Raw genomic sequence first — 23,975 nt, 5'->3', positions numbered from 1 at the left:
GAATGTTCGAATGAATGCCATCGGCAGTTCCCGGCCCCGTTTGCATCAATCGGAGCTGACATTCGGCCTGTTGATGATGTTCCTGTCAGTCGTCCTCTCGCCGATCATCGATATCTTCTCAAAGCTTGCCGCGGTTACGATTCCACCGGCGGAGGTCACCGCCGCCCGCTTCATCTTTCAATGGCTGTTTGCGCTGCCGATGATGGCTATGCTCGGCCAATGGGGCACATGGTCGCTGCGTCGCAGCGGGGTGCATGCCATCCGCGCTGCCGTGCTGACGCTGTCGATGATCTCCTTCGTGACGACGCTGCAAGTTATGGAAGTGGCCGACGCCATCGCCATTTTCTTCGTGGAACCGATCATGCTGACCATCCTCAGCAGCATCTTCCTGAAGGAGACGATCGGCTGGCGGCGTTATACGGCTTGCGCCGTCGGCTTCTTCGGCGCGATGCTGATCATTCAGCCGAGTTTCCAGGAAGTCGGCTTCGTCGCTCTGCTGCCCGTCGTCACCGCACTCTGCATCGCCGTCTATGTGATGATTACGCGCGTCGTCTCGCACAGCGAGGATGCTTGGCCGATGCAGTTTCAAACCGGTCTCTGGGGCATGGTGATCTGCCTCATCCTGCTCTCGATCGGACGGGGCACGGGCTCGCCGATCATCGATTCGGTCATCCCCGACGGCACTGCGATGCTCTATCTCCTCGGCGTCGGCCTCACCGCCGCACCGGTATTCTTACTGTCCACGCCTATCGCGCAGCGCCAGCCTCGACGCTGGCGCCGCTGCAATATTTCGAGATCGTCTCGGCGACGATCTTCGGTTGGCTGGTCTTCGACAACTTCCCGGATATGATCAAGTGGATCGGGATATTCATCATCATCGCCTCCGGCCTTTATATTCTCTGGCGCGAGCGGCGCTTTGCTTCCAAGCCCGTATCCGATACATCTGAAAGCACTTTCGCGCCGTAGCCGCCCGTCTGGACCGACATGACCGATCATAGGACCAAGAAACCGCCGCTTTCCGGCATTCGCGTCATCGAACTGGCCCGCGTTCTTGCCGGTCCCTGGGCTGGGCAGATGCTGGCCGATCTCGGCGCCGATGTCATAAAGGTCGAGAATCCCGATGGAGGCGACGATACGCGCCACTGGGGGCCGCCTTTCGTCGAGGGCAAGGATGGGAAAAACCTTTCGGCCGCCTATTACCACTCCGCCAATCGCGGCAAGCGTTCCGTCGTCGCCGATCTCAAAACTGAAGAGGGCCAAGACCTTGTTCGTCGGCTGGTCATGACTGCCGATGTGCTGATCGAGAATTTCAAGCTTGGCGGCCTGGTCAAATATGGGCTCGACTATGAAAGCTTGAGGAAGATCAATCCCAAACTGGTCTATTGTTCGATCACCGGCTTCGGCCAGACCGGTCCCTATGCCGCTCTTGCAGGCTATGACTATATCGTCCAGGGCATGTCCGGCTTCATGTCGATCACGGGCGAGCCGGACGGGCAACCGATGAAAGCAGGCGTTGCGATTGCCGATATCTTCACCGGTATCTATGCGGTCTCCGCGATAGAAGCCGCCCTGATCCATGCGCTGAAGACCGGCGAAGGCCAGCTTGTCGATATGGCGCTGCTCGACGTGCAATCCGCCGTGCTCGCCAATCAAAACATGAACTACCTGGTTTCCGGCAAGGCTCCGACGCGCCTCGGCAATGCGCACCCCAATATTTCGCCCTATGAGGTCGTGCCGACATCAGATGGCTACCTGATCCTTGCCGTCGGCAATGACGGACAGTTCCGCCGTCTCTGCGCAATTCTCGGCATTGAGACCCATGCGGACGACGAGCGCTATGCCACGAACAAGGCTCGCGTCGCCCATCGCGATGACGTCCGCGCTTTCATCTCGGCGAAAACGCTTTCCTGGAAGAAGGCCGATCTGCTGAAAGCCTGCGAGGACAATGCGGTGCCGGCCGGCGCGATCAACACCATCGAAGACATGTTCGCGGACCCGCAGATTGCGGCGCGCAGCCTACGGATCGACCTCGAGGATGCCGCCGGCACCGTCATTCCTAGCGTGCGTACACCGGTCGTGCTGTCGGAAACGCCGCTGACCTATATGCGGCCAAGCCCGCGTCTTGGTGAACATCAGGAGGAGGTCCTCGCCGAATTGGCGGAACTGGAAGGAAGGGCAAAACCATGAATCGCACCGGCGGCCAGCTTATCGTCGAAGCCCTGAAGGCAAATGGCGTCCAGCGCATTTCCTGCGTGCCGGGCGAGAGCTTTCTTGCCGTGCTCGACGCGCTGCATGACAGCGATATCGACGTGCTCGTCTGCCGGCAGGAGGGCGGCGCGGCGATGATGGCCGATGCCTGGGGCCGGCTGACGGGTGAGCCCGGCGTCTGCATTGTGACCCGTGGTCCGGGTGCGACCAACGCCTCTGCCGGCCTCCATATTGCCAGACAGGATTCGATCCCAATGATCCTCTTCATCGGCCAAGTGCAGCGCGATGCGCGCGAGCGCGAAGCCTTCCAGGAGGTGGAGTTCCGCCGCGCCTTTACCGAATTCGCCAAATGGGTCGGCGAGATTGACGATGCCGCCCGCATTCCGGAATTCGTCACCCGCGCCTTCGCCGTTGCGACATCGGGCCGACCCGGCCCCGTCGTACTGACCCTGCCCGAAGACATGCTGCGCGACGAGGTCGAAGCGCCGCATGCCAAGCGCTACATGCCGGTAGCCGCCCATCCGGGCCGCGACCAGATGGACGATCTCCATCAGCGTCTGATCGCGGCCGAACGCCCTATGATCATCCTCGGCGGCACGCGCTGGGACGAGGACGCGGTCGCGAACGTCAGAAATTTCGCCGAGCGCTTCAAGCTGCCGGTCGGCTGCTCCTTCCGCCGCCAGATGCTGTTCGATCATCTGCATCCGAGCTACGCCGGCGATGTCGGTATCGGCATCAATCCGGCGCTGGCAAAGGAGATCAAGGAAGCGGATCTGCTGATCCTTCTTGGCGGACGCCTTTCCGAGATGCCATCGTCCGGCTATACGCTGGTCGATATCCCCTACCCGCGCCAGCAGCTTGTGCACGTCCATCCCGATCCGTCCGAACTCGGCCGCGTCTATCGTCCCGATCTGGCGATCTGCGCCAGCCCCGCCGATTTGGTGGCAGCGCTTGCCGATTGGGAAGCCCCGGCAGAACTGCGTTGGGCCGAGCGGACCGAGCGCATGCATGCCGCCTATCTCGCCTGGTCGGCGACGCCGGAGAAAAGCCCCGGCGCCGTGCATATGGGCCGGATCATGGACTGGATCGAGGCCCATACCGCGCCCGATGCAATTTTCACCAATGGAGCCGGCAACTACGCGACCTGGCTGCACCGCTTCCATCGCTTTCGCCGCTTCAACACCCAGGCCGCCCCTACCTCGGGCTCCATGGGCTACGGCCTGCCTGCGGCGGTTGCCGCCAAACAGCTCTTTCCCGAACGCGAGGTGATCTGCTTTGCTGGCGATGGCTGTTTCATGATGCACGGACAGGAATTCGCGACCGCCGTGCAATATCACCTGCCTTTGATCGCGCTGGTCATCAACAACGGCATGTACGGTACCATCCGCATGCATCAGGAGCGGGAATATCCCGGCCGCGTCAGCGCAACGACGCTCAGCAATCCGGATTTCGCGGCCTTTGCCCGTGCCTATGGCGGCCATGGCGAGACGGTAAAGGCGACGGAAGAATTCGGCCCTGCCTTTGAACGCGCGCGCGCCAGCGGCAAGCCGGCGATCATTGAGATCGTGCTCGATCCCGAGGCGATCACACCCTCACGGACGCTGACGGAAATTTCGCAAACAAAAAGCCGGTGAGAGCGCCCTCACCGGCTTTTGAAAAATACGTCAAATCGGAGATTAGTCGATTGCGGCGGTGACGATGAACTCGACCTTGTATTTCGGGGCAGCGAGCTTGGCTTCGCTGGTGGCGCGGGCCGGCGTGTTGGCCGGATCGACCCAGGCTTCCCAGGCGGCGTTCATTTCGGCGAAATAGGCGATGTCGGAGAGATAGATGATCGTCTGCAGTATCTTCGACTTGTTGCTGCCGGCGGCAGCCAACAGGCGGTCGACTTCGGCGAGTGCCGACTTGCACTGATCCGTAACGCTTTCGCCTTCACCAACCTGGCCGGCGAGATAGACGGTGTTGCCATGGATGACAGCGCCGCTCATACGGGTTCCGACGTCGATACGCTTGATGCTCATGCTTCTCTCCTGATGTTGTGCTGTGACGGGTAACAAACCGGGCGCTGCCCATCGGCAACGCCCTCGATCTCTTGCATGTCTGATTGTAGTCGCTCAGCCGCGAATATGATGCGTCTTCTGATAGATCGCGGTCGAGCGCGCGCCGGAGCGGCAATAGCCGAGCATCGGCCGGGGGAACTCGTCGAGCGCGTCGACCATGCCCTGCACGGCCTCTTCGGTCACGCCCATCGGTCCGACAGGCACATGCGCGATTTCGAGGCCAAGTTCCTTGGCGCGGGCTTCGATGACGGAAAACGGCGTCTGATCCGGGCTCTCATTGTCCGGGCGATGGCAGACGATCGAGTTGAAACCCATGGCCTTGATCTGATCGAGATCCTCCAGGGTGATCTGGCCGGAAACCGAGTATTCGTCATCGATCGGGCGGATATCCATGGTTCATTTCCTCTGTGAAGCCGAGGGCCATGGTCTACGCCGCCATGGGGCAAGCGTCAACCGATTCAAGCCCGTCAGACGAAGGCAAAATTGAGCGCGAAACTCCTGGCTTCCCCAGGCTGAAGAATATTGAACTCACCCGCCTCCTCCAGCTCGGCGCGTGAGACCCAGCGATGCGAAACGGGCTCGATGCCGAGGACGTCAGCCGGCGCGCGCTGGTTGCGCCAGACCTGCAGAAACGGCAGCGTATCCCTGCCGAAGCGGACTCGCAGCGATTTGCCGCCAATGGCCGCGATCGGCCCGAGGCATATTTCGGACCAATCCTCACCCTTCGCGGTTGCCGGCACGCAGAAAAGACCGCCCAGTTCCTCGCCGAAAGTCCACGGGAAGCCGCCGTTCTCCAGCATCTGGCCAGAGAGCCGCACGCCGTCATCGAACCATTTGCCGCCGACATTCATATGGTACATCAGGAAGACCGGCATCGCCTCGATGCTGGTATTGACGACGCGGTCCGAGAGAAAAACCTCGCCTGTCGCGCCGTCGATACGCCAATGTCGCTCCAGCCGCGCCGTGCGGCGTTCGGCGGTGACGATATCGATATCGGCGCGGCACTCCGCATTGCCGTTCTCGAACCTGGTCCATAGGATCTTGGCAGGATGCGAGGAAAAGGAGCCATGCAGCGGATAGCGCTTGCCCTCGAAAGCTCCAAACATAGGTTCGGGATGGCGGATATGATCCGGACCGCAGGTGAAGAGAAATCCCTCGAGCGAATGATCGATGCGCGGATCACCATCATCCGGTATGGCGCGTCCGGGCGCGAGATTGTTGCCGTTGACGATGCAGGCGCCGATGTCCAGCACGGAGCTCTCATCCAGCGTCAGTTTCGGTCCCTTGGCTGCGGCAAAGTCCATCATTTCCTGCAATCCTCCCTCGTGGGCTCCCGATCGACCATCCTCATCAAAGTGGCTCGAAACGGCACAAGCCGAAATTAAATGGTGGTTTGTCTTACTGAACGTTAACTTGACGCCTTGATCACACAAATTTTTATCTTTTATTCAGCATGATACATTCAAATTCCACACTGGCGTCAAAATTGCCATGTGTGTGTCGGCTCAGCCACCATCCGAGGATTCGACAGACGTGAACCGGTTCCTGAAATTCAGCCTTACGCTGGCTTTGACAGCCGCAGCATCTGCTCTCGCATTGACCAATGCGCAGGCGCAATATTATCGCGGCGGGAACGACACTGTTCTGGTGACCCCCGACGGACGAATTCTCGATCAATATCCGGGACAAGGTGTCGTGACCGTAGCCCGCGACGGGCGTGGCCATCGTGTGTTGATCGATCGCTACGGCAACGTCGTCGCCACCGAAATGCGAGCCAGCACCTATTATCCGCGCGCGCCCCGCCGCGACGTTTACAACGACGATGGCTACGGCGACGGCAACCGATATGGCGACACGCAGCTTTCCACCAACGGCGGCTATCGCGACTATCGCCAATATCGGAGCAACGACTACGGGAATGACGGTGGCTATGTCGACGACGGCTATGGCCAGCCGCAGGATCGCGGCGTCGTCACCAGCGGCATTTCGCGGGACGGCAGCATCCAGCGAGAGCCGCTCGACAATCAACCGCTGCCGGACGTGAGCGGCCAATCTCAGAATTCGAACGGCAATGACTATGCCTCGATCGATCCGCAGGACCAGGCACCTGCCATCGAACGCAAGACGCCTGCCGAGCCCGTCATTACCCTGAAGGGCAAGTCGAAGATGGAGATCACGGCGCTTGAGGTCTTCCTCTCCCGCCAGGGCATTTCTCCGGGTGCGATCGATGGCCGTATGGGCGCTAACGTCACCAAGGCGATCTATGCCTACCAGCAGATGACCGGTCAGACGCTGAACCCCAACGACACGGATTCGATCCTCGAACAACTGCGCTTGTCGGGCGGGATGCCGATCATCAACTACACGATCACGCCTGCCGATGCCGCCGGCCCCTATGTTGCATCGATCCCTGAAGACTATGCCGAGAAAGCACAGATGCCGTCGCTCGGCTATACGTCGACCACGGAAATGCTGGCCGAACGCTTCCATATGGATGAAGGCTATCTGAAGGAACTCAATCCCGGTGTCGACTTCACGGTTCCCGGCACCACGATCAAAGTGGTCAACACCGGACCCGGCAAGACCGGCACCGTTGCCAAGATTCTGGCCGACAAGGGCCGCAAGCAGGTTTTCGCCTATGACGCCAGCGGCGCCCTGATCGCCGCCTATCCTGCCAGCATTGGTTCGACCGACACGCCCTCGCCATCCGGCACGGTCACGGTCGAGCGTGTCGCCTTCAATCCGGGCTACACGTACAATCCAAAGATCAATTTCAAGCAGGGTGCCAACGACAAGATCCTCGACATTCCGCCCGGCCCCAACGGCCCGGTCGGCGTTGTCTGGATGGCGCTGTCGAAGCCGACCTATGGCATTCACGGCACCCCAGATCCTTCGAAGATCGGCAAGTCGCAGAGCCATGGCTGCGTGCGCCTGACCAATTGGGATGCGACCGAACTTGCCAAGATGGTCAAGCCGGGTGTGGTGGTCGAATTCGTCGATTGATCGCGTTTGAGAAATGACAAGGCCGCCGGATAGGCTTATCCGGCGGCCTTTATATTGCGAGAATAACTTATGCGGCGCTGCGGATCGCCTCATGGCCGGCGCTGCGGGCCGAAGCTGTAAGCCGGGTCGGCACGAGCCGCATCATCTCCTCGGCAAAGACCCGGGCGTTTTCCTGAGCCTTGTCCAGATTGCTGACCCGGCTCGGATCCATCGTATAGAGCGTCCCGCCACAATCGAAGATATCGCGGAAAGCGGAGCGTTCGATGATCGGCGTTTCGAGAACCGTAACACTCCGCTCGGACAGCAGCGCTTTGACCACCTGCAGCGCTCTGGTCGTCACCATCGAATTGACGCGGGTCAGAACGACCGAATGATTGATGCGGATGCCCGCCCGCTGTTCCAGATATTGCAGCAGTTCCAGCACCTGCGCTCCGCCCCGCGCATCCATCGCGCAGCCCTGGATTGGTATGAGCACATGATCGGAGAGACCGAGCGCCGTTGCCAACAGCGGCGTGCGAGCGCCCGGCAAGTCCAGGATGAAATAGTCCGTCGCACTGTTTTCGGAAAGATGCACAGGCAACGACGCGCTGGTGACGAAATCGATGACCGAGATGTTGGGAACACGGTTGCCGGAAATCTCGTACCAGTGCGAAATCCAATGCTGCGGGTCGGCGTCAAGGATGGTGACGCGGTAGCCGCGTCTCGCCAGTTCGGTGGACAACAGCAAAACCGCAGTCGTCTTCCCCGCCCCACCCTTCGTATTTGCAAATGTGATAACTGGCATAGTCGGTCTCCGGCAAGATGGCGGTGAGCACGAACATCGCTCTTTTCAGCACCATCTGACTCATTGGTGCAGTTAACGTATTGTTTCGAGATATGGTTAATAAAGCCCTAACGGCGCGTTTCGGGCATTAAGATGTTGCATGGGCCGACTTAACCGACTGCCCCATCGGCACACCGCCTGCCGATGAGGATGCGATCGTCGACCTGCCAAACAAGCATAAAAAATCGTGCCGCAATCATCTCGCGGCACGATCGAAAACCTCGGCAATATACCTAGAAGCAGTCGCGGAACAGCGCCTTGGTGTTTTCCAGCGTCATTGCCACAGGATTGCCGCCGGCGCTTGGATCTTCGATTGCCATGGCCGAAAGCTCATCGATGCGATCGGGCGCAATGCCCATAGCCGAGAGGCTTTCGGGAACGCCGAGATCGGCGCGCAGTTTCAATACATAGTCGTAGAAACCGTCGAAACCGCCGGAGATGCCGAGATAGGCAGCGGCACGCGCAATCTTCTCCTCGATGGCTTTGCGATTGAAGCGCAGAACGGGGGGCATGACGACAGCATTGGTCATGCCGTGATGCGTGTTGTAGACGGCGCCGATCGGATGCGACAGCGCATGAATGGCGCCAAGGCCCTTCTGGAACGCGACCGCACCCATGGCGGCGGCGCTCATCATGTTGGCACGAGCTTCGAGGTCGGTCCCTTCCCTATAGGCGCGCGGCAGGAACTCCTTGACCAGCCGCATGCCTTCCAGCGCGATGCCGGCGGACATCGGATGATAAAAGGGTGAGGAATAGGCCTCCAGGCAATGGGCAAACGCATCCATTCCTGTCCCGGCGGTAATGACCTTCGGCATGCCAACGGTCAGCTCCGGATCGGAAATGACAACGCCCGGCAGGAACTTCGGATGGAAGATAATCTTCTTCACATGCGTTTCAGAATTGGTGATGACACTGGCGCGGCCGACTTCAGAGCCGGTGCCGGCAGTCGTCGGCACGGCGACGATCGGAGCGATGCCCTCGACATTGGCGCGGGTCCACCAATCGCCAATATCCTCGAAATCCCAGACGGGCCGTGTCTGACCGGCCATAAAGGCAACGCACTTGCCGAGATCGAGGCCCGAGCCGCCGCCAAAAGCGACGACGCCGTCATGACCGCCATCCTTGAACGCCTTCACGCCGGCATCGAGATTCTTCTCGTTCGGGTTCGGATCGACATCGGCGAAGATGGCACGGCCAAGGCCGGCGTCTTCGAGAATATCCAGCGCCGTCTTGGTGATCGCCATCGAGGCGAGCCCTCGGTCGGTGATCAGGAGCGGCTTCTTGATGCCCAGGCTTTTGCAGGCATCCGCCAGTTCCGTGATCCGGCCGCGGCCGAGCTTGACGGCGGTGGGATAGCTCCAATTGGCTGAGATATTGCTCATGCTGTTACCTTCTTCAAATGGTAGGATTTCGGGCGCGTCAGGTTGTGAAAACCGATTATGGACAGGGAGCCGCCACGGCCCGTTTCCTTGACGCCGGTCCAGCACAATGCCGGGTCGAGATAGTCGGCGCGGTTCATGAAGACGGTGCCGGTCTCGATGTCACGGCCGATCCGCGAGGCACGCTCGACATCCTTGGTCCAGAGCGAGGCCGTCAGACCATAAGGGCTGTCATTCATCAGTTCCAGCGCTTCAGCGTCGCTCTTCACCTTCATGATACCGACGGCGGGGCCGAAGGTTTCTTCGCGCATGAAGGCCATGGAATGATCGACGTCGACGAGGATCTGCGGCGCAAGATAAGCGCCGCCATCATCGGCCGGGAAAAGCTTGGGATCGACGAGCGCCTTGGCACCCTTGGCAACGGCATCGGAAATCTGCTCGCGCACCACCTTGGCGAAACGCTTGTGCGCCATCGGGCCAAGCGTGGTCTCCGGATCGAGCGGGTTGCCGAGCTTGTAGTTCGACACCCAGGCGACCGACTTCTCGACGAAGGCGTCGTAAAGCGACTCATGCACATAGATGCGCTCGATGCCGCAGCAGCATTGGCCGGAATTGTAGGTGGCACCGTCCATGAGGGTGTCGACGGCAGCGTCCAGGTCGGCATCCTCCATGACATAGCCCGGATCCTTGCCGCCAAGTTCGAGACCAAGGCTGGTGAAGGTGCCTGCGGCAGCGCGTTCGATCGATCGCCCGCCTTCGACCGAGCCGGTGAAGTTGACGAAGTTGAAGCTGCCGGCGCCGATCAGAGCCGACGTCGTCTCATGGTCGAGATAGACGTTCTGGAAGACATCGGCCGGAACGCCGGCCTCGACGAAAGCCTGAACCAGTCGCTCACCAACCAGAAGCGTCTGGCTGGCATGCTTCAGAATAACGGTATTGCCGGCCATCAGCGCCGGGGCGACCGTGTTGATCGCCGTCATATAAGGATAGTTCCAGGGCGCGATGACGAACACGACGCCATGGGGCTCGCGTTCGATACGACGCGCGAAATTCGCGCTGTCTTCCACCACCATCGGCGACAAGGCATCGGCCGCGATCGAAGCCACGTAATTCGAGCGCTCGTTGAAGCCGCGATACTCGCCGCCGTATTTGACCGGGCGGCCCATCTGCCATGCGAGCTCCGGCACGACGACATCGGCCATCTCGTTGAGACGGGCAGCACCCTTCAATACGAGCTGGACGCGGTCTTCCAGCGGGCGGCGCGCCCAATCCTTCTGCGCCTTGCGGGCGCGGGCCACCGCTTCCTTGGCCGCATCCAGCGACAACGCCGGACGCTCCGCATAAACCTCCCCGTTTACCGGGGACACGCATGTGATCATGGTCATGATCGAAATCCTGTTTTAATGGTCACGAATATATTCTCGACTGACCGCCGCGAAAGTACGCCAAGAGCTCACGTGGCCAAAAGAAGCGATTTATCGCAGCCACCTCCCTGCCCGCGTCTGACGACGAAAATCAGGCAGAGATCAAAACCCGCAGCAAGGCTTACGCTCTTTCGAATCCTCTCGCCACCTCCCAATCGGTGACGCGGCGATCATATTCTTCCTGCTCCCATTCGGCAGCGCGGGTGTAGTGATCGATGACATCGTCGCCGAAGGCCGCGCGCAGCATCTCGGAGCCGCTCAGCGCAACCGCGGCGTCTCGCAGCGTGCGCGGAATTTCGCGAACCTCGCGGGCACCATAGGCGTCTCCCACGAAAGGTGCTTCCAGTTCAAGCTTGTTTTCGATGCCGTCGAGACCGGCAGCGATCAGCGCCGCAAAGGCGAGATAGGGATTGAGATCGGAGCCGCCGACGCGGCATTCGATGCGGATTCCCTTGGTTTCGGCACCGCAGAGACGATAGCCCGCCGTGCGATTGTCGGTGCTCCAGATCGCCTTGGTGGGCGCGAAGGTGCCCGCCACGAAACGCTTGTAGGAATTGATGTAAGGCGCGAGGAAATAGGTGATCTCGCTGGCATGCGTCAGAAGGCCGGCGACGTAGTGCTTCATCAGCAGCGTCATGCCATGCTCTTGTTCCTTGTCGAAGAACAGCGGCGTCTTGCCGTCGGCACTCCAGAGCGACTGGTGAATATGCGAGGAGCTGCCTGCGGAATTGTAGTTCCATTTCGCGAGGAAAGTGATCGCCTTGCCCTTCGACCAGGCGATTTCCTTGCAGCCGTTTTTGATGATCGCATGACGGTCCGCCATGGTCAGCGCGTCGGCATAGCGGACATTGATTTCCTCCTGCCCCGCCGACGCCTCGCCCTTGGAATTCTCGACCGGAATGTCGGCGCCCTGCAAGCCCTTGCGGATCGCCCGCATCACATCCTCTTCCTTGGTGGTCTGGAAGATGTGATAGTCCTCGTTGTAGCCGCTGGCGAGATGCAGGTTGCGATAGCCCGACTCGCGGGCGCTGTCATAGGTCTGGTCGAACAGGAAGAACTCAAGTTCGGAGGCCATGAAGGCCTTCATTCCCATCGCTTCCAGCCGCCCGACCTGCTTCTTGAGGATGGCGCGCGGCGAATGCGCCACCTCTTCATGGGTGTGATGGTCGAGCACGTCGCAAAGCACCAGCGCCGTGCCCTCCAGCCAGGGAACACGGCGGAGGGTGGCGAGATCCGGCTTCATCGTATAGTCGCCATAGCCCTTCTCCCAACTCGTAGACTTGTAGCCGGAGACGGTCTCCATTTCGAGGTCCGTCGCCTGAAGATAGTTGCAGCTATGCGTTTCCTTCCAGGCACTCTCTACGAAGAACTCCGCCTGGAAGCGTTTGCCCATCAAGCGGCCCTGCATGTCCACCTGACATGCCAGAACCGTATCGATGCGCCCTTCGGCCACATCTCGTCTGAGGTCGTCGAACGTATAGCTGCTGCTCATGATTTGGTCCGCCTGAACAAAGAATTGAAACATCGGCCTGTCGAACGATACCGCACGGCGGCTAGCCCGCGCTCTGCAGCCTTGTCCTTGCCGGTGAAGGGGTCGCAGGCTTGCGACCCCAAGGGTTGAAGAGATCGGCCTGTACTTACTTCTCGCCGACGGCAGCTTCCGCCGCTGCGATTTCGGCCTTGCGGTTGGCGATCGCATCGCCGATCGGCGGTCCCTTGAAACGTCGCTGCTCGAAGCCGAACCAGACAATTGCGGTCAGGACAAGGAAGCCGACGGTGATGATACCGGCCCAGTCATTCGGCGGCTGAATGCCGAGAAGGAAGATCACGATCATCGAGATGATGCTCAGCACGGCAAAAAGCTTGAACACGCCTTCGCCGAGGTTCCACGGACCCATCTTGTCCCACTTCGAGGTGCCCCAAGCGAAGAGGCCGAGCGTGATCGGGATCGCGAAGGAGAAGAAGAGGAAGATGACGGTGCAGGAAACGACGATGGTATAAACAGGCGTATCGCCGATCGATACCAGCGAAGACCCCCAGACGAACAGCACCGAAAGGATCGAGCCGGTCCAGATGGCGGAAACCGGCGTGCGGTGTTTCGGGCTGACCCTGGAGAGCGCCTTCGATGCCGGCAGACCGCCGTCACGCGAGAACGCAAAGATCATGCGCGATACCGAGGTGACCGTTGCAAGGCCGCACAGCCACTGGCTGACGAAGATCAGGAGATAGAGGATGTCCTTGACGACGGGGTTCACCTGAGCATCCATCGCCCAGAAGAACACGTTCCAGCCCTGCTTTGCGGCATCGTCCATGTTCGGGAGCATCAGAACGAACGCGCACAGCATGATATAGCCAAACAGTGCCGACCAGAGCACGGAGGCTACCATGCCGCGCGGAACAGAATGTGCAGCCTTTACCGTTTCCTCCGAGGTATGCGCCGAGGCGTCATAGCCGGTGATCGTGTAGATCGGCAGCAGGAGGCCGAGGGCAAAGACCCAGAAGGTGGAAACCTGCGGCCAGACCGGTGCACCGGTCGCCGACCCATCGGCGGCGATCGTCGCCACACCCGAATAGTTCGTGAAGGTGAAGAGCCGTGCGAAATCGTAGGACGGCGCAGCGATCAGGCACACGACCGCCAGTGCGATCGAGGTCGCGAAGATCAGATAGCCGGAGAAGTCGGTGAGCTTTGCCGTCAGTCCGATGCCCATATGATTTACCAGAGCCTGAAGGCCGGTGATGACCACTAGGAACAGGATACGGATCAAAGTCGTATCGGCCATACCGAAATAGCCACCGAAGGCACCGACGAAGAAATAATAGGTGCCGACATTGATCGCGCCGAGCACGGTAACGAGACCGAGCAGGTTGAACCATGCGGTCAGCCAGCCGGTGAAGCGATTGCCGAGGATCGAACCCCAGTGATAGAGGCCGCCCGCAGTCGGATAGGCCGAGCTGATCTGCGCCATTGCCACGGCAAAGACCAGCGAAATAAAACATCCGACTGGCCAGCCGATGCCGATCGCGGCACCGCCTGCGCCTGACGTTGCCTGAGCAAGAGAATTGATGCCACCCGAAAGAATGCAAATAATGGAAAAGGATACGGCAAAGTTCGAGAACGAGCTCATGCGCCGTTCCAACTCCTGGGCATAGCCCATGGAGTGCAGAATATGCACGTCCTGCTTCTTGTCCAACTCTGTGTAATCAGACATGTCATTCCCCCTAAAACCTGGTCGCCCACGGAATTGCGGGCCACCATGTGCCACATGCGCCGCTGGCTTTTGCCATGCGGCCCGAATGCAGTTGAACTGCTCCCCGGGGTCTTTTCTTTCTATGCTCAGGTTTCCAGACTGCTCTGGATAAGCCCTGTCAGATAATCGGCCACGACCCCTCGGCCGATGTCATCTGCGATGAGGTCGTTGCGGACCTCGATCATAACGTTATGCAAGCCATTGGCGAGCCCATGCAGCTTGAGCGTATGGGTCACGCCGTCTTCCGGCCCGTAAGGCTGGTTTCGTTCAGTACGATAGAGCGGCGCGTTGGCCGCCGCATCAAGCATGCGGTCGGCCAGCCAGCGGTCTTCATCGTGCAAAATACCGAGCTCCACTGCCCGCTGCTTGCCATTGTACACAGGCGTAAAACTGTGAACGGTCACAAGCACGGTTTTTTGCGCCCTCGCCCGACGCTCTTTCAGAAGAGTGCGAATGCGGTCATGGAACGGCACATAGAGAGCGTCGGTGCGTGCCTGCCGGTCAGCGGCCTGCAGGTGCTGGTTGCCGGGAATCGTATAGATCTCGCTGATTTCCGGCATGGCGCCTGCGCTTTCCGGCGGACGGTTGCAGTCATAGACCAACCGCGAGAAGCGTTGGTAAACCAACGTGGCATCGAGGCTGCCAGACATCTTCCTAGCGACAGCCAGCGCGCCGGGGTCCCAGGCGATATGGCTGGAAAGCGCTTCGGCCGAAAGGCCGAGATCGCCGAAATGTTGGGGCAGCGTGCGCGAAGCATGTTCGCAGATAATCAAAACCGCGCTTTTTCCATCCGGTCGTTCGACCGCGACGCAATCGCCATCGGCTTCCGTCAGAATGCCTTGCCCGGCAAGCATCAAGGCGCCCTACCCCTCTTAATAAAATCTTTATAAGAAAAGAATTCTTCAGGTTTCGGCGACTGTCAACTAGGAACTGAAATTATTTCTTCATTTGTGACATTGACTCGAAATGTGACAGCGTAGTTATATTCCCTCTAGGAGACTGGCATCAGACCGGCCCGGGGAGCAAAAATCGAGTGAGCAATGCGTCGAAAACAGTTTCGGACGTAATCAATGCCCAATTTGACGGGCTGACGCGCGCCGAAAAGCAGCTCGCCAAGAGCCTGCTCGACAACTATCCCGTTTCCGGGTTGGGCAGCATTACGACGGTGGCCGAAAATGCGCGTGTTTCCACGCCGACCGTGGCGCGGATGGTGCAGAAACTCGGTTTCAAAGGTTATCCGGACTTTCAGTCGCGCCTCCATCAGGAGGTCGAGGCGACGATCTCGAACCCGCTGACCAAACATGACCGGTGGGCATCCAATGCTCCCGGGACACATATTCTCAATCGCTTCGCAGATGCCATTATGGGCAATCTCCGTCAGACGCTGGCCGACATCGATGCGGCAACCTTCGATAGCGTCGCTGCACTGCTGTCGGAGCGCAAGCGCGGGCTTTATTTCGTCGGTGGACGCATCACCGGCGCGCTTGCGGAATATTTCTTCACCCATATGCAGGTCATCCGCCCGAACACGACCTTGCTCTCCTCCAATTCCAGTTCCTGGCCGCAATATGTTCTGAACATGAACGCCGGCGACCTGCTCGTGATCTTCGATATCAGACGCTATGAGCAGGAAATGGTTAGCCTCGCCGCCGCCGCTCGCCGTAGCGGGGCTGAGATCATCGTCTTCACCGACCAATGGGCGACCCCTGCCGTCAAATATGCAAAGCACACTTTTCGCGTGCAAATCGAAGCACCTTCAGCTTGGGATTCCTCCGTCGTCACCCTGTTTATCGTCGAGGCCCTGATCGAAGCCGTGCAAAGCTCGACCTGGGACGAGGCGAGTGAACGCATGAAAACGCTCGAAGGCCTGTTCGAACAAACAAGGCTGTTCCGCAAGCTAGGTTAGGAGGAAAGGAAAGTATAAAACACAAGCTGAGGATCGGCCAGCAAGACAGAGTCTGTCATCATCGGCGGATAGAAGTAATTCCCGGTGTTTTCAGGAGACGCAACCCATTGGAACCCGTCACACAACCTTCATGCAACGTCATTAACAGCAACGCCAGACACTGAAAACCCAAAAGGAGGAATACCAGTGATCTCGAAAATTCATCGTCTTCTGACGCTCTCGACTGCGATGCTCGTAACTTCGACCGCAATCGCTGCTGCTGAACCGAGCGCAGACCTGATCGCCGCCGCCAAGAAGGAAGGCACGCTGACCACCATCGCTCTGCCCCACAACTGGTGCGGTTATGGCGACCTGATCGCTGCTTTCAAGGCGAAATACAGCATCGATGTCAACGAACTGAATCCGGACGCCGGGTCGGGCGATGAAGTTGAAGCCATCCGCGCCAACAAGGGCAACACCGGTCCGCAGGCGCCCGATGTGATCGACGTCGGTCTCTCCTTCGGCCCGACCGCCAAGAAGGAAGGCCTGCTGCAGGCCTATAAGGTTTCCACCTGGGATTCCATTCCGGACAGCGCCAAGGATGCTGACGGCTTCTGGTACGGCGATTACTACGGCGTTCTCTCCTTCGTCACCAACAAGGACGTCGTGAAGAACCCGCCGAAGGACTGGGCTGACCTGCAGAAGCCGGAATACGCAAACACCGTTTCGCTCGCTGGCGACCCGCGCACCTCGAACCAGGCTGTTCAGGCCGTTTACGCCGCTGGCCTTGCTGCCGGCGAAAAGGATGCCACCAAGGCCGGCGCTGCTGGTCTCGACTACTTCGCAAAGCTGAACAAGGCTGGCAACTTCGTTCCGGTCATCGGCAAGTCCGCTTCGCTCGCACAGGGCGCAACCCCGATCGTCATCGCTTGGGACTATAACGGCCTCGCATGGCGCGACAGCCTGAACGGCAACCCGCCGGTTGACGTCACGGTTCCGGCTTCGGGCGTCATCGCCGGCGTTTACGTTCAGGCGATTTCGGCTTTCGCTCCGCATCCGAACGCTGCCAAGCTGTGGATGGAGTTCCTCTATTCCGACGAAGGTCAGATTGGCTGGCTGAAGGGCTATTGCCACCCGATCCGCTTCAACGACCTGGCGAAGAACAAGAAGGTCCCGCAGGAACTTCTCGACAAGCTGCCGCCGGCTGCCGCCTACGAAAAGGCTGTGTTCCCGACGCTCGAAGAGCAGGATGCCGGCAAGGCCGCCATCACCACCAAGTGGGATTCTGTCGTCGGTTCGAACGTACAGTAATCAGACCTGACATGGCCTCCCCGCTTCAGCGGGGAGGTTTTCCGTTTTTTTGACGCCGCGGATCGGGCCAATCATGAGCATCGTCACGACATCAACGATCAGTTCCACTCCCATGATCAATAAACGCATGGTTGTCGATTGGCTGGGCATAGCGCCCTTTCTGATCTTCGCGCTGCTGTTTCTAATTCTTCCAACGATCTATCTGATTGCAGGCGCTTTTCTGACGCCCGACGGCAGCCTGACGCTGAAGAACATTGGCGATCTCTTCACAAAGTCCATCATGGACTCCTATTTGATCAGCATCAAAGTGTCTGTCGCCTCGGCGCTCGGCGGCGCGCTGATCGGCTTTTATCTGGCTTGGGCCTTGGTCATGGGCGGGCTTCCAGCCTGGGTGCGCCATGTCTTCCTTACCTTTTCCGGTGTCGCTTCAAATTTCGCCGGCGTACCTCTCGCTTTTGCCTTCATCGCCACGATCGGTCGCCTGGGCCTGATCACGCTGCTGCTGAAAAACTGGCTTGGCTTCGACATTTTTCGAGCGGGCTTCAATCTCTACAGCTTCGTCGGCTTGACCATCACCTATATGTACTTCCAGATTCCGCTGATGGTGCTAATCATCACGCCGGCGCTGGATGGCATGAAGAAGGAATGGCGTGAAGCCGCATCCATCCTCGGAGCGACCAACAGACAATATTGGCTGATGGTGGCGCTCCCCATCCTCTGGCCGAGCCTGCTTGGCACGACGCTGCTGCTGTTTGCCAACGCCTTCGGCGCCATTGCAACCGCGATCGCACTGACCGGCAGCTCGCTCAACATCATACCGATCCAGCTCTATGCGCAGATCCGCGGCGACGTGCTGCACAACGCCAATCTCGGCTATGCGATGGCGCTCGGTATGATCGTCATAACAGGCATATCCAACGTCATCTACATCATCATGCGCATCCGCGCAGAACGGTGGCAGAAATGAAGCTGCAAAAATTCTTCGCTTGGATCGCGGTCGTCATCGGCGCCATCTATTTCATCGTTCCTCTTATCGGCACGCTGGAATTCTCGCTGCGTATGCGGCGGGACGCCTATAGTTTCGACGCCTATGCATCGGTCTTTTCGGACACGCACTTCCTGTCCGCATTTGGCTATTCGATGCTCATGGCGTTGCTGACCATCATCTTCGGCATGCTGATCGTGGTGCCCACGGCCTATTGGGTGCGCCTCCGTTTGCCGCAGATTCGCCCGATCGTTGAATTCATCACGCTGATGCCCCTGGTCATCCCCGCGATCGTCATCGTCTTCGGCTATCTGCGTCTCTATAATTCGTCGTCGATCCTGCCTTTGACGGGCTTCGAGCAGACGACGAACTTCCTTCTCGTCTGCTCCTACATTGTCTTGTCCCTCCCCTATATGTATCGTTCGGTCGATACGGCGATGCGCACGATCGATGTCGGCACCCTGACGGAAGCCGCCGAAAGTCTCGGCGCGAAGTGGACGACCATTATGTTCCGCTGCATTTTCCCCAATGTGATGAGCGGCGTTCTTTCCGGCGCTTTCATTACGCTGGCGATCGTTATGGGCGAATTCACGATGGCTTCCCTGCTCAATCGTCCGGCTTTCGGCCCATATATGCAGTTGGTCGGCGCCAATCAGGCTTATCAGTCTTCGGCATTGGCTATCATCGCGCTTGCTGTCACCTGGCTCAGCATGGGCCTGCTGCAGCTCGTTTCCCGCTTTTCAAAACTGGCTCCGGTTACGGCGTAAGGCTTCTCACCATGGCTTTTCTCGAACTCACCCACATCAAAAAATCCTTCGGCGACGTTCAGGTCGTTCACGATTTCAATATGAAAATCGAGAAGGGGGAGTTCATCTCCTTCCTCGGACCATCGGGTTGCGGCAAGACGACCGTTCTGCGGATGATTGCCGGCTTCGAAAGCCCGACGGCGGGCACGCTGACGATCAACGGCAAGGACCAGCGTCCGTTGAAGCCGAACCAGCGCAATATCGGCATGGTGTTCCAGGCCTATGCACTGTTCCCGAACATGACCGTGCATGACAATGTCGCCTTCGGCCTCAAGGTCGCCGGTGTCGCCAAGCCCGAGATCGACAAGCGCGTCAAGGAAATGCTCGGGTTGATCAAGCTCGATCATCTTGCCGGCCGCTATCCCTTCCAGATGTCCGGCGGTCAGCAGCAGCGCGTGGCGCTTGCTCGCGCCATCGCCGTCAAGCCGCAGGTCCTGCTGCTCGACGAACCGCTCTCGGCGCTCGATGCCAAGATCCGCGTTTCGCTGCGCGAAGAAATCCGCGCCATCCAGCAGCAGCTCGGCATCACCACCGTTTTCGTGACGCACGACCAGGAAGAAGCGCTGTCGATCTCCGATCGCATCGTCGTCATGAATGCCGGCCGCGCCGATCAGATCGGCACGCCGTTCGAAATCTACAACACGCCCGCGACCCGCTTCGTCGCCTCCTTCGTCGGCACGCTGAACCTCATCGAAGGCAAGGTCGTCGACCCCGACAACAACCGCATCATGATTGGTGATCAGGGTGTGACGCTGAAGCAGTCAGTCACCGCCTATAAGCCCGGCGACACCGTATCGCTGGCGCTGCGTCCGGAAGCCGGCTCGCTGGCGGAATCGGCCAAGGGCGACACTGCCTTGACCGGTGAGGTCTCCTCGGCGCACTTCCTGGGTTCGGTCATCCGCACCCGTATGAACGTCGCAGGCAACACCATCTCGTTCGACATGTTCAACAGCCCTGGCATGATGCCGCCCAGCGTCGGCGAGCGAGTCACCCTGCGTTTCGCCTCCTCCGATCTGCTGGTCATCCAGGACTGATCGACGGGCCAATTGGACAGATTTTTCGCGAGCGCCGGGTAATTCGCCCGGCGTTTTTCTTTGATTTTTGTTGCACCGCATTTATAGTCCAGCCGTTCTCAGGGCGGGGTGCAATTCCCCACCGGCGGTATGGAGAGTGATCTTCGAGCCCGCGAGCGCCTTCCGCTTCGGCGAAAAGGGTCAGCAGATCCGGTGAGAGGCCGGAGCCGACGGTATAGTCCGGATGGAAGAGAGCAAGCTGGGTCGACGGCTCCTTCGCACAAGGGGTTCCTGCGACCTTGCGTGTTCGCCCAAGGGATATTGAGTCAAACCCTTGAAAGGCAAAGTTAATGACCATTTCCATTTCCACACAGCCGGGTCGCATAGCGTTGATCCGGGCCCGCTGGCATGCCGACATCGTCGATCAGTGCGTCAATTCCTTCGTTGCCGAATGGCAGAAGACCGAGGGGGCCTCCCCCATCGATATTTTCGATGTGCCCGGTGCCTTGGAAATTCCGCTGCATGCCCAGACGCTCGCGCGCAATGGCCGCTACAGCGCGATCATTGCGACCGCTTTCGTTGTCGACGGCGGTATCTACCGCCACGACTTCGTTGCCGATACCGTTCTCGATGCCATGATGCGCGTGCAACTGGATACCGGCGTTCCGATTCTTTCCACCGTGCTGACGCCGCATCATTTCCACGAGACGGAAGCGCATATTCATTTTTTCAAGCAGCATTTCGTCATCAAGGGTCAGGAAGTGGCAAATGCCTGCCGGCAGATCCTGAGCGAGCGCGCCAAGCTGCTGCCATCGGTGACTGTCTGAGTTAAGATGGTGGAGGCGCGGCAAAGGCTCGCCTCCATTTCTCCGGCGAGGAGCATCGCATGACGGTCCTGCGAATTGTCCCCAATCTGCATGCAGCCGATCCCGCCAGCGCTCGGGCCTTCTATGGCGACCTGCTCGGCCTGGATATCGTCATGGACCATGGCTGGATCATCACTTTCGCCTCGAAAGCACAGACCGTGCCGCAGATCAGCATAGCCAGCGAAGGCGGCTCAGACACGATCGTGCCCGATCTTTCGATCGAGGTCGACGATGTCGATCAGGTCTATCAACGCGTGCGATCGATGCAACTCGATATCGTCTATGATCTGAACGACGAACCCTGGGGTGTCCGGCGTTTCTATGTCTGCGATCCCTTCGGCAAGATCGTGAATATTCTGTCACACCGATAGGCCGTTCATCCCAAATCGACCTTGAAGGTGACCCGCTCCGCGGACCATAGTGTCTCGGCATAGGCAATGGGCATGCCATCGCTATCGATGTCCACTTTGAGGATGACCAAAACCGGTGTCGACTTCGGCTGCCGCAATAACCGTGCCTCCTCGGCACTCGGCATGCGCGCCTCGATCTCGGTCGACAGGCGCACGTAGTCATGGACTCCGTAGCTCGCCAGCGCGGCACTGATGGTCTGGTATTGCAGCCTCGCTTTATCGAAATCAGGAAAGCGATCGGCCGGATAATAGCTGTCGCCGAGTTCGACAGGAACACCGTCCGCCGTCATCACGCCGCGACGATGGATGACGGAGGCACCCCGCGCCAGCTTCAGGCGCGCCGCGACACGCTCCGATGCTGCAACGACCTCGTGAATTAATAATTCGCCACCAGGCTCGAAACCCTGCTCGATCAGATTCTGGGAGAACCGCGTCTTCTTCGAGAGCGTATAGTCGAGAGCCCCTCTATGCACGAAGGTCCCCCGCCCCTGTTCGGCGCGCACCAGTCCCCGCTGCTCTAGATGGCCGAGTGCCTGGCGGACGGTGAAGCGGCTGACGCCGAAGCGTTCCATAAGTTCCGGTTCGGTCGGCAATTTGGCGCCAGGAGCAAAGGTCCCGGCGGCGATATCAGCCGCCAGGATTTCGCCGATCTGATGCCAGAGAGCACTGCCGCTCTTGCGATCGATCGTCTCCATATCAGACGCGCTTTTCGAGCCGGAACAATAGCTTGTATTCGGCGGGATAGGCGAGCGCATCGAGGATGCTCGGATAATATTTGCGATCCTTCGTACCGCTGACGAAGCCGTCATAGCCGAAGCGCCGGACGGAGACATTGAATCCTGCGGCAAGGAAGGTGTCGATATAGTCCTGCGGGGAGCGATCCTGGACCGGCGCATTGCTGTTGCCGCCGATCAGCTCGCGCCATTGCGGCCAGAGAGGCATTTCATTGTGGCAACCGGTGACGGCGTAATAGATGCCGCCGTTGCGCATGACCTCGAACATCTGCTCGGCATGCCGCTTCAATTCCGGCAGCAGATAGACGACCTCATAGCTGAACGCGACATCGAAGCCATCGGCAAAAGGCGAAAGATCAGTGGATACATGAAATTCCAGCGGCATGTTGCCCTTCGCCTCGACAGCCGCTGCCACCGATTCCGAGGCGATGTCGATGCCGACGCCGCGGCGGAACGGCCGCATTGCATGAAGCAGCCGCAGGAAGCCGCCGCGATTGCAGCCGAAATCCAGCACGGTCTTCGACGAAAAATCCCGCTCCGGCACGGTCTCGATGAAATGCCGCCAAAGCGGACTATGCGACTCTGCCATCGCGATGTCGCCGTTCGGTTCGGTATGCCACGTTGCGTAGGTGGTTCCTGCGTTTGTCATGATGCGCTCGCTGTTGAAGTGGACTGAGGACGCAATAACGCAGCCGTGTGACAGGCATATGAATTCGTCCGGACGACTGGACTACTTCAGGCCGTCGCTGGACAAATAAAAAGAGGGCCCTGCCGAAGCAGAGCCCTCTTCAATTTACCAGATGCCGAGACCTACGCGCGAATGGCCTGATCGTTCGCGTCGAAGCGATGCATATGTCCCGTGTCCGGTGTCGCATAAACCGTTTCGTCCGGCTCATATTTGTGTTCGCCGAAAAGGCGCACCGTCAGAAGACCGGTCTGGTCGGATTCGAGATAGATGATCGTATCGGCGCCGAGGTGTTCGACATGGATGACCTTGGCCGCCCAGATGCCTTGTTCGCGCGACAACGTGATGTGCTCGGGGCGGATGCCGATGGTTTTGGCGCCGCTCTGTTCGAGCTTTTCCGCCGGAATGAAATTCATTTGCGGCGAACCGATGAAACCGGCGACGAAGATATTTGCCGGACGGTTATAAAGCTCCATCGGCGAACCGATCTGCTCGATCGCGCCGGCGTTCATCACGACGATTTTGTCGGCCAGCGTCATGGCCTCGACCTGATCGTGGGTAACGTAGATCATCGTTGCCCTCAAGCTGCGATGCAGGCGGGCGATTTCGAGGCGAGTCTGGACGCGCAATGCCGCATCGAGGTTCGACAGCGGTTCATCGAACAGGAAGAGTTCCGGTTCGCGCACGATGGCGCGGCCGATGGCGACACGCTGACGCTGGCCGCCGGACAGCTCGGCCGGACGACGGGCGAGATAGGGCCCAAGAGAAAGCATGCTCGACGCCTTCTCCACACGGTTGTCGATCTCATCCTTGGCGGTGCCGGCCTGCTTCAGGCCAAGGCCCATGTTGTCCTTCACCGTCAGATGCGGATAAAGCGCATAGGACTGGAACACCATGGAAATGCCGCGCTTGGCGGGCGGCGTCACCGTCACGTCGGCGCCGTTGATCAGGACTGCGCCCGAGGTCACGTCCTCCAGGCCGGCGATGCTGCGCAAAAGGGTCGACTTGCCGCAGCCGGAAGGGCCGACGAAAATGACGAACTCGCCATCCTTAACCTCGAGGTCGATGCCCTTCAGCACATCATGCGTACCATAGGCCTTACGAATGGATTTCAGTTGAAGCGATCCCACAGTCT

The 23,975-nt window shown here is 59.3% G+C and carries 22 protein-coding genes, 1 pseudogene and 1 riboswitch; of the genes and pseudogenes, 11 read left to right on the top strand and 12 right to left on the bottom strand.

Features of this window, described 5'->3' with window-relative positions; genetic code table 11:
- Nucleotides 1-10 precede the first annotated feature (10 nt).
- From QDY28_RS01395 to QDY28_RS01385, 3 genes and pseudogenes are all read left to right on the top strand, one after another.
- Nucleotides 11-966, top strand: a pseudogene (locus QDY28_RS01395) (DMT family transporter).
- Between the two features lie 18 nt (nucleotides 967-984).
- Nucleotides 985-2,187: a CaiB/BaiF CoA transferase family protein gene (locus tag QDY28_RS01390; protein WP_331379921.1), complete on the top strand. Its 1,203-nt coding sequence runs from the start codon at nucleotides 985-987 to the stop codon at nucleotides 2,185-2,187.
- Nucleotides 2,184-3,842 carry a thiamine pyrophosphate-binding protein gene (locus tag QDY28_RS01385; protein ID WP_331379920.1) on the top strand — a complete coding sequence of 553 codons (1,659 nt, stop codon included), beginning with the start codon at nucleotides 2,184-2,186 and terminating at the stop codon, nucleotides 3,840-3,842. Before QDY28_RS01390 ends, QDY28_RS01385 begins: the two co-directional genes overlap by 4 nt.
- A gap of 42 nt (nucleotides 3,843-3,884) precedes the next feature.
- Here QDY28_RS01385 and QDY28_RS01380 read toward each other — a convergent pair whose 3' ends face one another.
- From QDY28_RS01380 to QDY28_RS01370, 3 genes are all read right to left on the bottom strand, one after another.
- Nucleotides 3,885-4,229: a RidA family protein gene (locus QDY28_RS01380; protein WP_028752424.1), complete on the bottom strand. Its 345-nt coding sequence runs from the start codon at nucleotides 4,227-4,229 to the stop codon at nucleotides 3,885-3,887.
- A gap of 93 nt (nucleotides 4,230-4,322) precedes the next feature.
- Nucleotides 4,323-4,661: a TIGR01244 family sulfur transferase gene (locus QDY28_RS01375; RefSeq protein WP_028752425.1), complete on the bottom strand. Its 339-nt coding sequence runs from the start codon at nucleotides 4,659-4,661 to the stop codon at nucleotides 4,323-4,325.
- A gap of 74 nt (nucleotides 4,662-4,735) precedes the next feature.
- Nucleotides 4,736-5,575, bottom strand: a complete 840-nt coding sequence (locus tag QDY28_RS01370; RefSeq protein WP_331379919.1) for a DUF4432 family protein — start codon at nucleotides 5,573-5,575, stop codon at nucleotides 4,736-4,738.
- Nucleotides 5,576-5,801: 226 nt separating this feature from the next.
- Here QDY28_RS01370 and QDY28_RS01365 point away from each other — a divergent pair, with 226 nt between their 5' ends.
- Nucleotides 5,802-7,271 carry a L,D-transpeptidase gene (locus QDY28_RS01365; protein WP_331379918.1) on the top strand — a complete coding sequence of 490 codons (1,470 nt, stop codon included), beginning with the start codon at nucleotides 5,802-5,804 and terminating at the stop codon, nucleotides 7,269-7,271.
- 67 nt (nucleotides 7,272-7,338) lie between these two features.
- Here QDY28_RS01365 and QDY28_RS01360 read toward each other — a convergent pair whose 3' ends face one another.
- From QDY28_RS01360 to QDY28_RS01335, 6 genes are all read right to left on the bottom strand, one after another.
- A complete protein-coding gene (locus QDY28_RS01360; RefSeq protein ID WP_331379917.1) occupies nucleotides 7,339-8,055 on the bottom strand; it encodes a ParA family protein in 717 nt (238 codons plus the stop codon).
- A gap of 272 nt (nucleotides 8,056-8,327) precedes the next feature.
- Nucleotides 8,328-9,476 (bottom strand): iron-containing alcohol dehydrogenase, encoded by a 1,149-nt coding sequence (locus tag QDY28_RS01355; RefSeq protein WP_331379916.1) that lies wholly within the window; start codon nucleotides 9,474-9,476, stop codon nucleotides 8,328-8,330.
- Entirely contained in the window at nucleotides 9,473-10,858 is a 1,386-nt protein-coding gene (locus QDY28_RS01350; protein WP_331379915.1) for an aldehyde dehydrogenase family protein, read from the bottom strand. Before QDY28_RS01350 ends, QDY28_RS01355 begins: the two co-directional genes overlap by 4 nt.
- A gap of 160 nt (nucleotides 10,859-11,018) precedes the next feature.
- Nucleotides 11,019-12,389, bottom strand: a complete 1,371-nt coding sequence (locus QDY28_RS01345; RefSeq protein WP_331379914.1) for a glutamine synthetase family protein — start codon at nucleotides 12,387-12,389, stop codon at nucleotides 11,019-11,021.
- A 145-nt stretch (nucleotides 12,390-12,534) separates the two neighbouring features.
- Entirely contained in the window at nucleotides 12,535-14,106 is a 1,572-nt protein-coding gene (locus tag QDY28_RS01340) for an amino acid permease (RefSeq protein ID WP_331379913.1), read from the bottom strand.
- A 125-nt stretch (nucleotides 14,107-14,231) separates the two neighbouring features.
- Entirely contained in the window at nucleotides 14,232-15,002 is a 771-nt protein-coding gene (locus tag QDY28_RS01335; RefSeq protein WP_331379912.1) for an N-formylglutamate amidohydrolase, read from the bottom strand.
- 176 nt (nucleotides 15,003-15,178) lie between these two features.
- Between QDY28_RS01335 and QDY28_RS01330 the strand changes: the two genes are divergently transcribed.
- The 7 genes from QDY28_RS01330 to QDY28_RS01300 all read left to right on the top strand — a co-directional run bounded on the left by QDY28_RS01330 (nucleotide 15,179) and on the right by QDY28_RS01300 (nucleotide 21,382).
- The gene (locus QDY28_RS01330; RefSeq protein ID WP_331379911.1) at nucleotides 15,179-16,051 is read left to right on the top strand and encodes a MurR/RpiR family transcriptional regulator; all 873 of its coding nucleotides are present in this window, start codon (nucleotides 15,179-15,181) and stop codon (nucleotides 16,049-16,051) included.
- Nucleotides 16,052-16,237: 186 nt separating this feature from the next.
- Nucleotides 16,238-17,341, top strand: coding sequence for an ABC transporter substrate-binding protein (locus QDY28_RS01325; RefSeq protein ID WP_331379910.1), 1,104 nt, complete (start codon nucleotides 16,238-16,240; stop codon nucleotides 17,339-17,341).
- 73 nt (nucleotides 17,342-17,414) lie between these two features.
- Entirely contained in the window at nucleotides 17,415-18,308 is an 894-nt protein-coding gene (locus QDY28_RS01320) for an ABC transporter permease (RefSeq protein WP_331379909.1), read from the top strand.
- On the top strand, nucleotides 18,305-19,093 hold the full coding sequence (locus QDY28_RS01315; RefSeq protein WP_331379908.1) for an ABC transporter permease: 789 nt from the start codon (nucleotides 18,305-18,307) through the stop codon (nucleotides 19,091-19,093). Before QDY28_RS01320 ends, QDY28_RS01315 begins: the two co-directional genes overlap by 4 nt.
- 11 nt (nucleotides 19,094-19,104) lie before the next feature.
- The gene (locus QDY28_RS01310) at nucleotides 19,105-20,166 is read left to right on the top strand and encodes an ABC transporter ATP-binding protein (protein ID WP_331379907.1); all 1,062 of its coding nucleotides are present in this window, start codon (nucleotides 19,105-19,107) and stop codon (nucleotides 20,164-20,166) included.
- Nucleotides 20,167-20,256: 90 nt separating this feature from the next.
- A riboswitch (FMN riboswitch) is annotated at nucleotides 20,257-20,405 on the top strand.
- A gap of 90 nt (nucleotides 20,406-20,495) precedes the next feature.
- Nucleotides 20,496-20,972, top strand: a complete 477-nt coding sequence (locus QDY28_RS01305) for a 6,7-dimethyl-8-ribityllumazine synthase (protein WP_331379906.1) — start codon at nucleotides 20,496-20,498, stop codon at nucleotides 20,970-20,972.
- Between the two features lie 59 nt (nucleotides 20,973-21,031).
- A complete protein-coding gene (locus tag QDY28_RS01300; RefSeq protein ID WP_331379905.1) occupies nucleotides 21,032-21,382 on the top strand; it encodes a VOC family protein in 351 nt (116 codons plus the stop codon).
- A 5-nt stretch (nucleotides 21,383-21,387) separates the two neighbouring features.
- Here QDY28_RS01300 and phnF read toward each other — a convergent pair whose 3' ends face one another.
- The 3 genes from phnF to QDY28_RS01285 form a co-directional block, all read right to left on the bottom strand.
- A complete protein-coding gene (phnF, locus tag QDY28_RS01295; protein ID WP_331379904.1) occupies nucleotides 21,388-22,116 on the bottom strand; it encodes a phosphonate metabolism transcriptional regulator PhnF in 729 nt (242 codons plus the stop codon).
- A 1-nt stretch (nucleotide 22,117) separates the two neighbouring features.
- The gene (locus QDY28_RS01290) at nucleotides 22,118-22,804 is read right to left on the bottom strand and encodes a class I SAM-dependent methyltransferase (protein ID WP_331379903.1); all 687 of its coding nucleotides are present in this window, start codon (nucleotides 22,802-22,804) and stop codon (nucleotides 22,118-22,120) included.
- A gap of 161 nt (nucleotides 22,805-22,965) precedes the next feature.
- Nucleotides 22,966-23,970, bottom strand: a complete 1,005-nt coding sequence (locus QDY28_RS01285; RefSeq protein ID WP_331379902.1) for an ABC transporter ATP-binding protein — start codon at nucleotides 23,968-23,970, stop codon at nucleotides 22,966-22,968.
- Between the last annotated feature and the right edge of the window lie 5 nt (nucleotides 23,971-23,975).

The organism is Rhizobium sp. BR 362, assembly GCF_036528765.1.
In the GTDB taxonomy this organism is placed as follows: Bacteria; Pseudomonadota; Alphaproteobacteria; order Rhizobiales; family Rhizobiaceae; genus Rhizobium.
Note: the sequence above shows the minus strand (reverse complement) of the source record. Positions and strands in the feature narration are given on the sequence as shown.

Excerpts from the sequence above, each read along its gene's own strand:
- QDY28_RS01380 (WP_028752424.1), bottom strand. The coding sequence starts at position 4,229 with ATGAGCATCAAGCGTATCGACGTCGGAACCCGTATGAGCGGCGCTGTC.
- QDY28_RS01315 (WP_331379908.1), top strand. The coding sequence starts at position 18,305 with ATGAAGCTGCAAAAATTCTTCGCTTGGATCGCGGTCGTCATCGGCGCC.
- QDY28_RS01290 (WP_331379903.1), bottom strand. The coding sequence starts at position 22,804 with ATGACAAACGCAGGAACCACCTACGCAACGTGGCATACCGAACCGAAC.
- QDY28_RS01370 (WP_331379919.1), bottom strand. The coding sequence starts at position 5,575 with ATGATGGACTTTGCCGCAGCCAAGGGACCGAAACTGACGCTGGATGAG.
- QDY28_RS01375 (WP_028752425.1), bottom strand. The coding sequence starts at position 4,661 with ATGGATATCCGCCCGATCGATGACGAATACTCGGTTTCCGGCCAGATC.
- QDY28_RS01345 (WP_331379914.1), bottom strand. The coding sequence starts at position 12,389 with ATGAGCAGCAGCTATACGTTCGACGACCTCAGACGAGATGTGGCCGAA.
- QDY28_RS01320 (WP_331379909.1), top strand. The coding sequence starts at position 17,415 with ATGAGCATCGTCACGACATCAACGATCAGTTCCACTCCCATGATCAAT.
- phnF (WP_331379904.1), bottom strand. The coding sequence starts at position 22,116 with ATGGAGACGATCGATCGCAAGAGCGGCAGTGCTCTCTGGCATCAGATC.
- QDY28_RS01300 (WP_331379905.1), top strand. The coding sequence starts at position 21,032 with ATGACGGTCCTGCGAATTGTCCCCAATCTGCATGCAGCCGATCCCGCC.
- QDY28_RS01360 (WP_331379917.1), bottom strand. The coding sequence starts at position 8,055 with ATGCCAGTTATCACATTTGCAAATACGAAGGGTGGGGCGGGGAAGACG.
- QDY28_RS01310 (WP_331379907.1), top strand. The coding sequence starts at position 19,105 with ATGGCTTTTCTCGAACTCACCCACATCAAAAAATCCTTCGGCGACGTT.
- QDY28_RS01390 (WP_331379921.1), top strand. The coding sequence starts at position 985 with ATGACCGATCATAGGACCAAGAAACCGCCGCTTTCCGGCATTCGCGTC.
- QDY28_RS01355 (WP_331379916.1), bottom strand. The coding sequence starts at position 9,476 with ATGAGCAATATCTCAGCCAATTGGAGCTATCCCACCGCCGTCAAGCTC.
- QDY28_RS01385 (WP_331379920.1), top strand. The coding sequence starts at position 2,184 with ATGAATCGCACCGGCGGCCAGCTTATCGTCGAAGCCCTGAAGGCAAAT.
- QDY28_RS01305 (WP_331379906.1), top strand. The coding sequence starts at position 20,496 with ATGACCATTTCCATTTCCACACAGCCGGGTCGCATAGCGTTGATCCGG.
- QDY28_RS01350 (WP_331379915.1), bottom strand. The coding sequence starts at position 10,858 with ATGACCATGATCACATGCGTGTCCCCGGTAAACGGGGAGGTTTATGCG.
- QDY28_RS01340 (WP_331379913.1), bottom strand. The coding sequence starts at position 14,106 with ATGTCTGATTACACAGAGTTGGACAAGAAGCAGGACGTGCATATTCTG.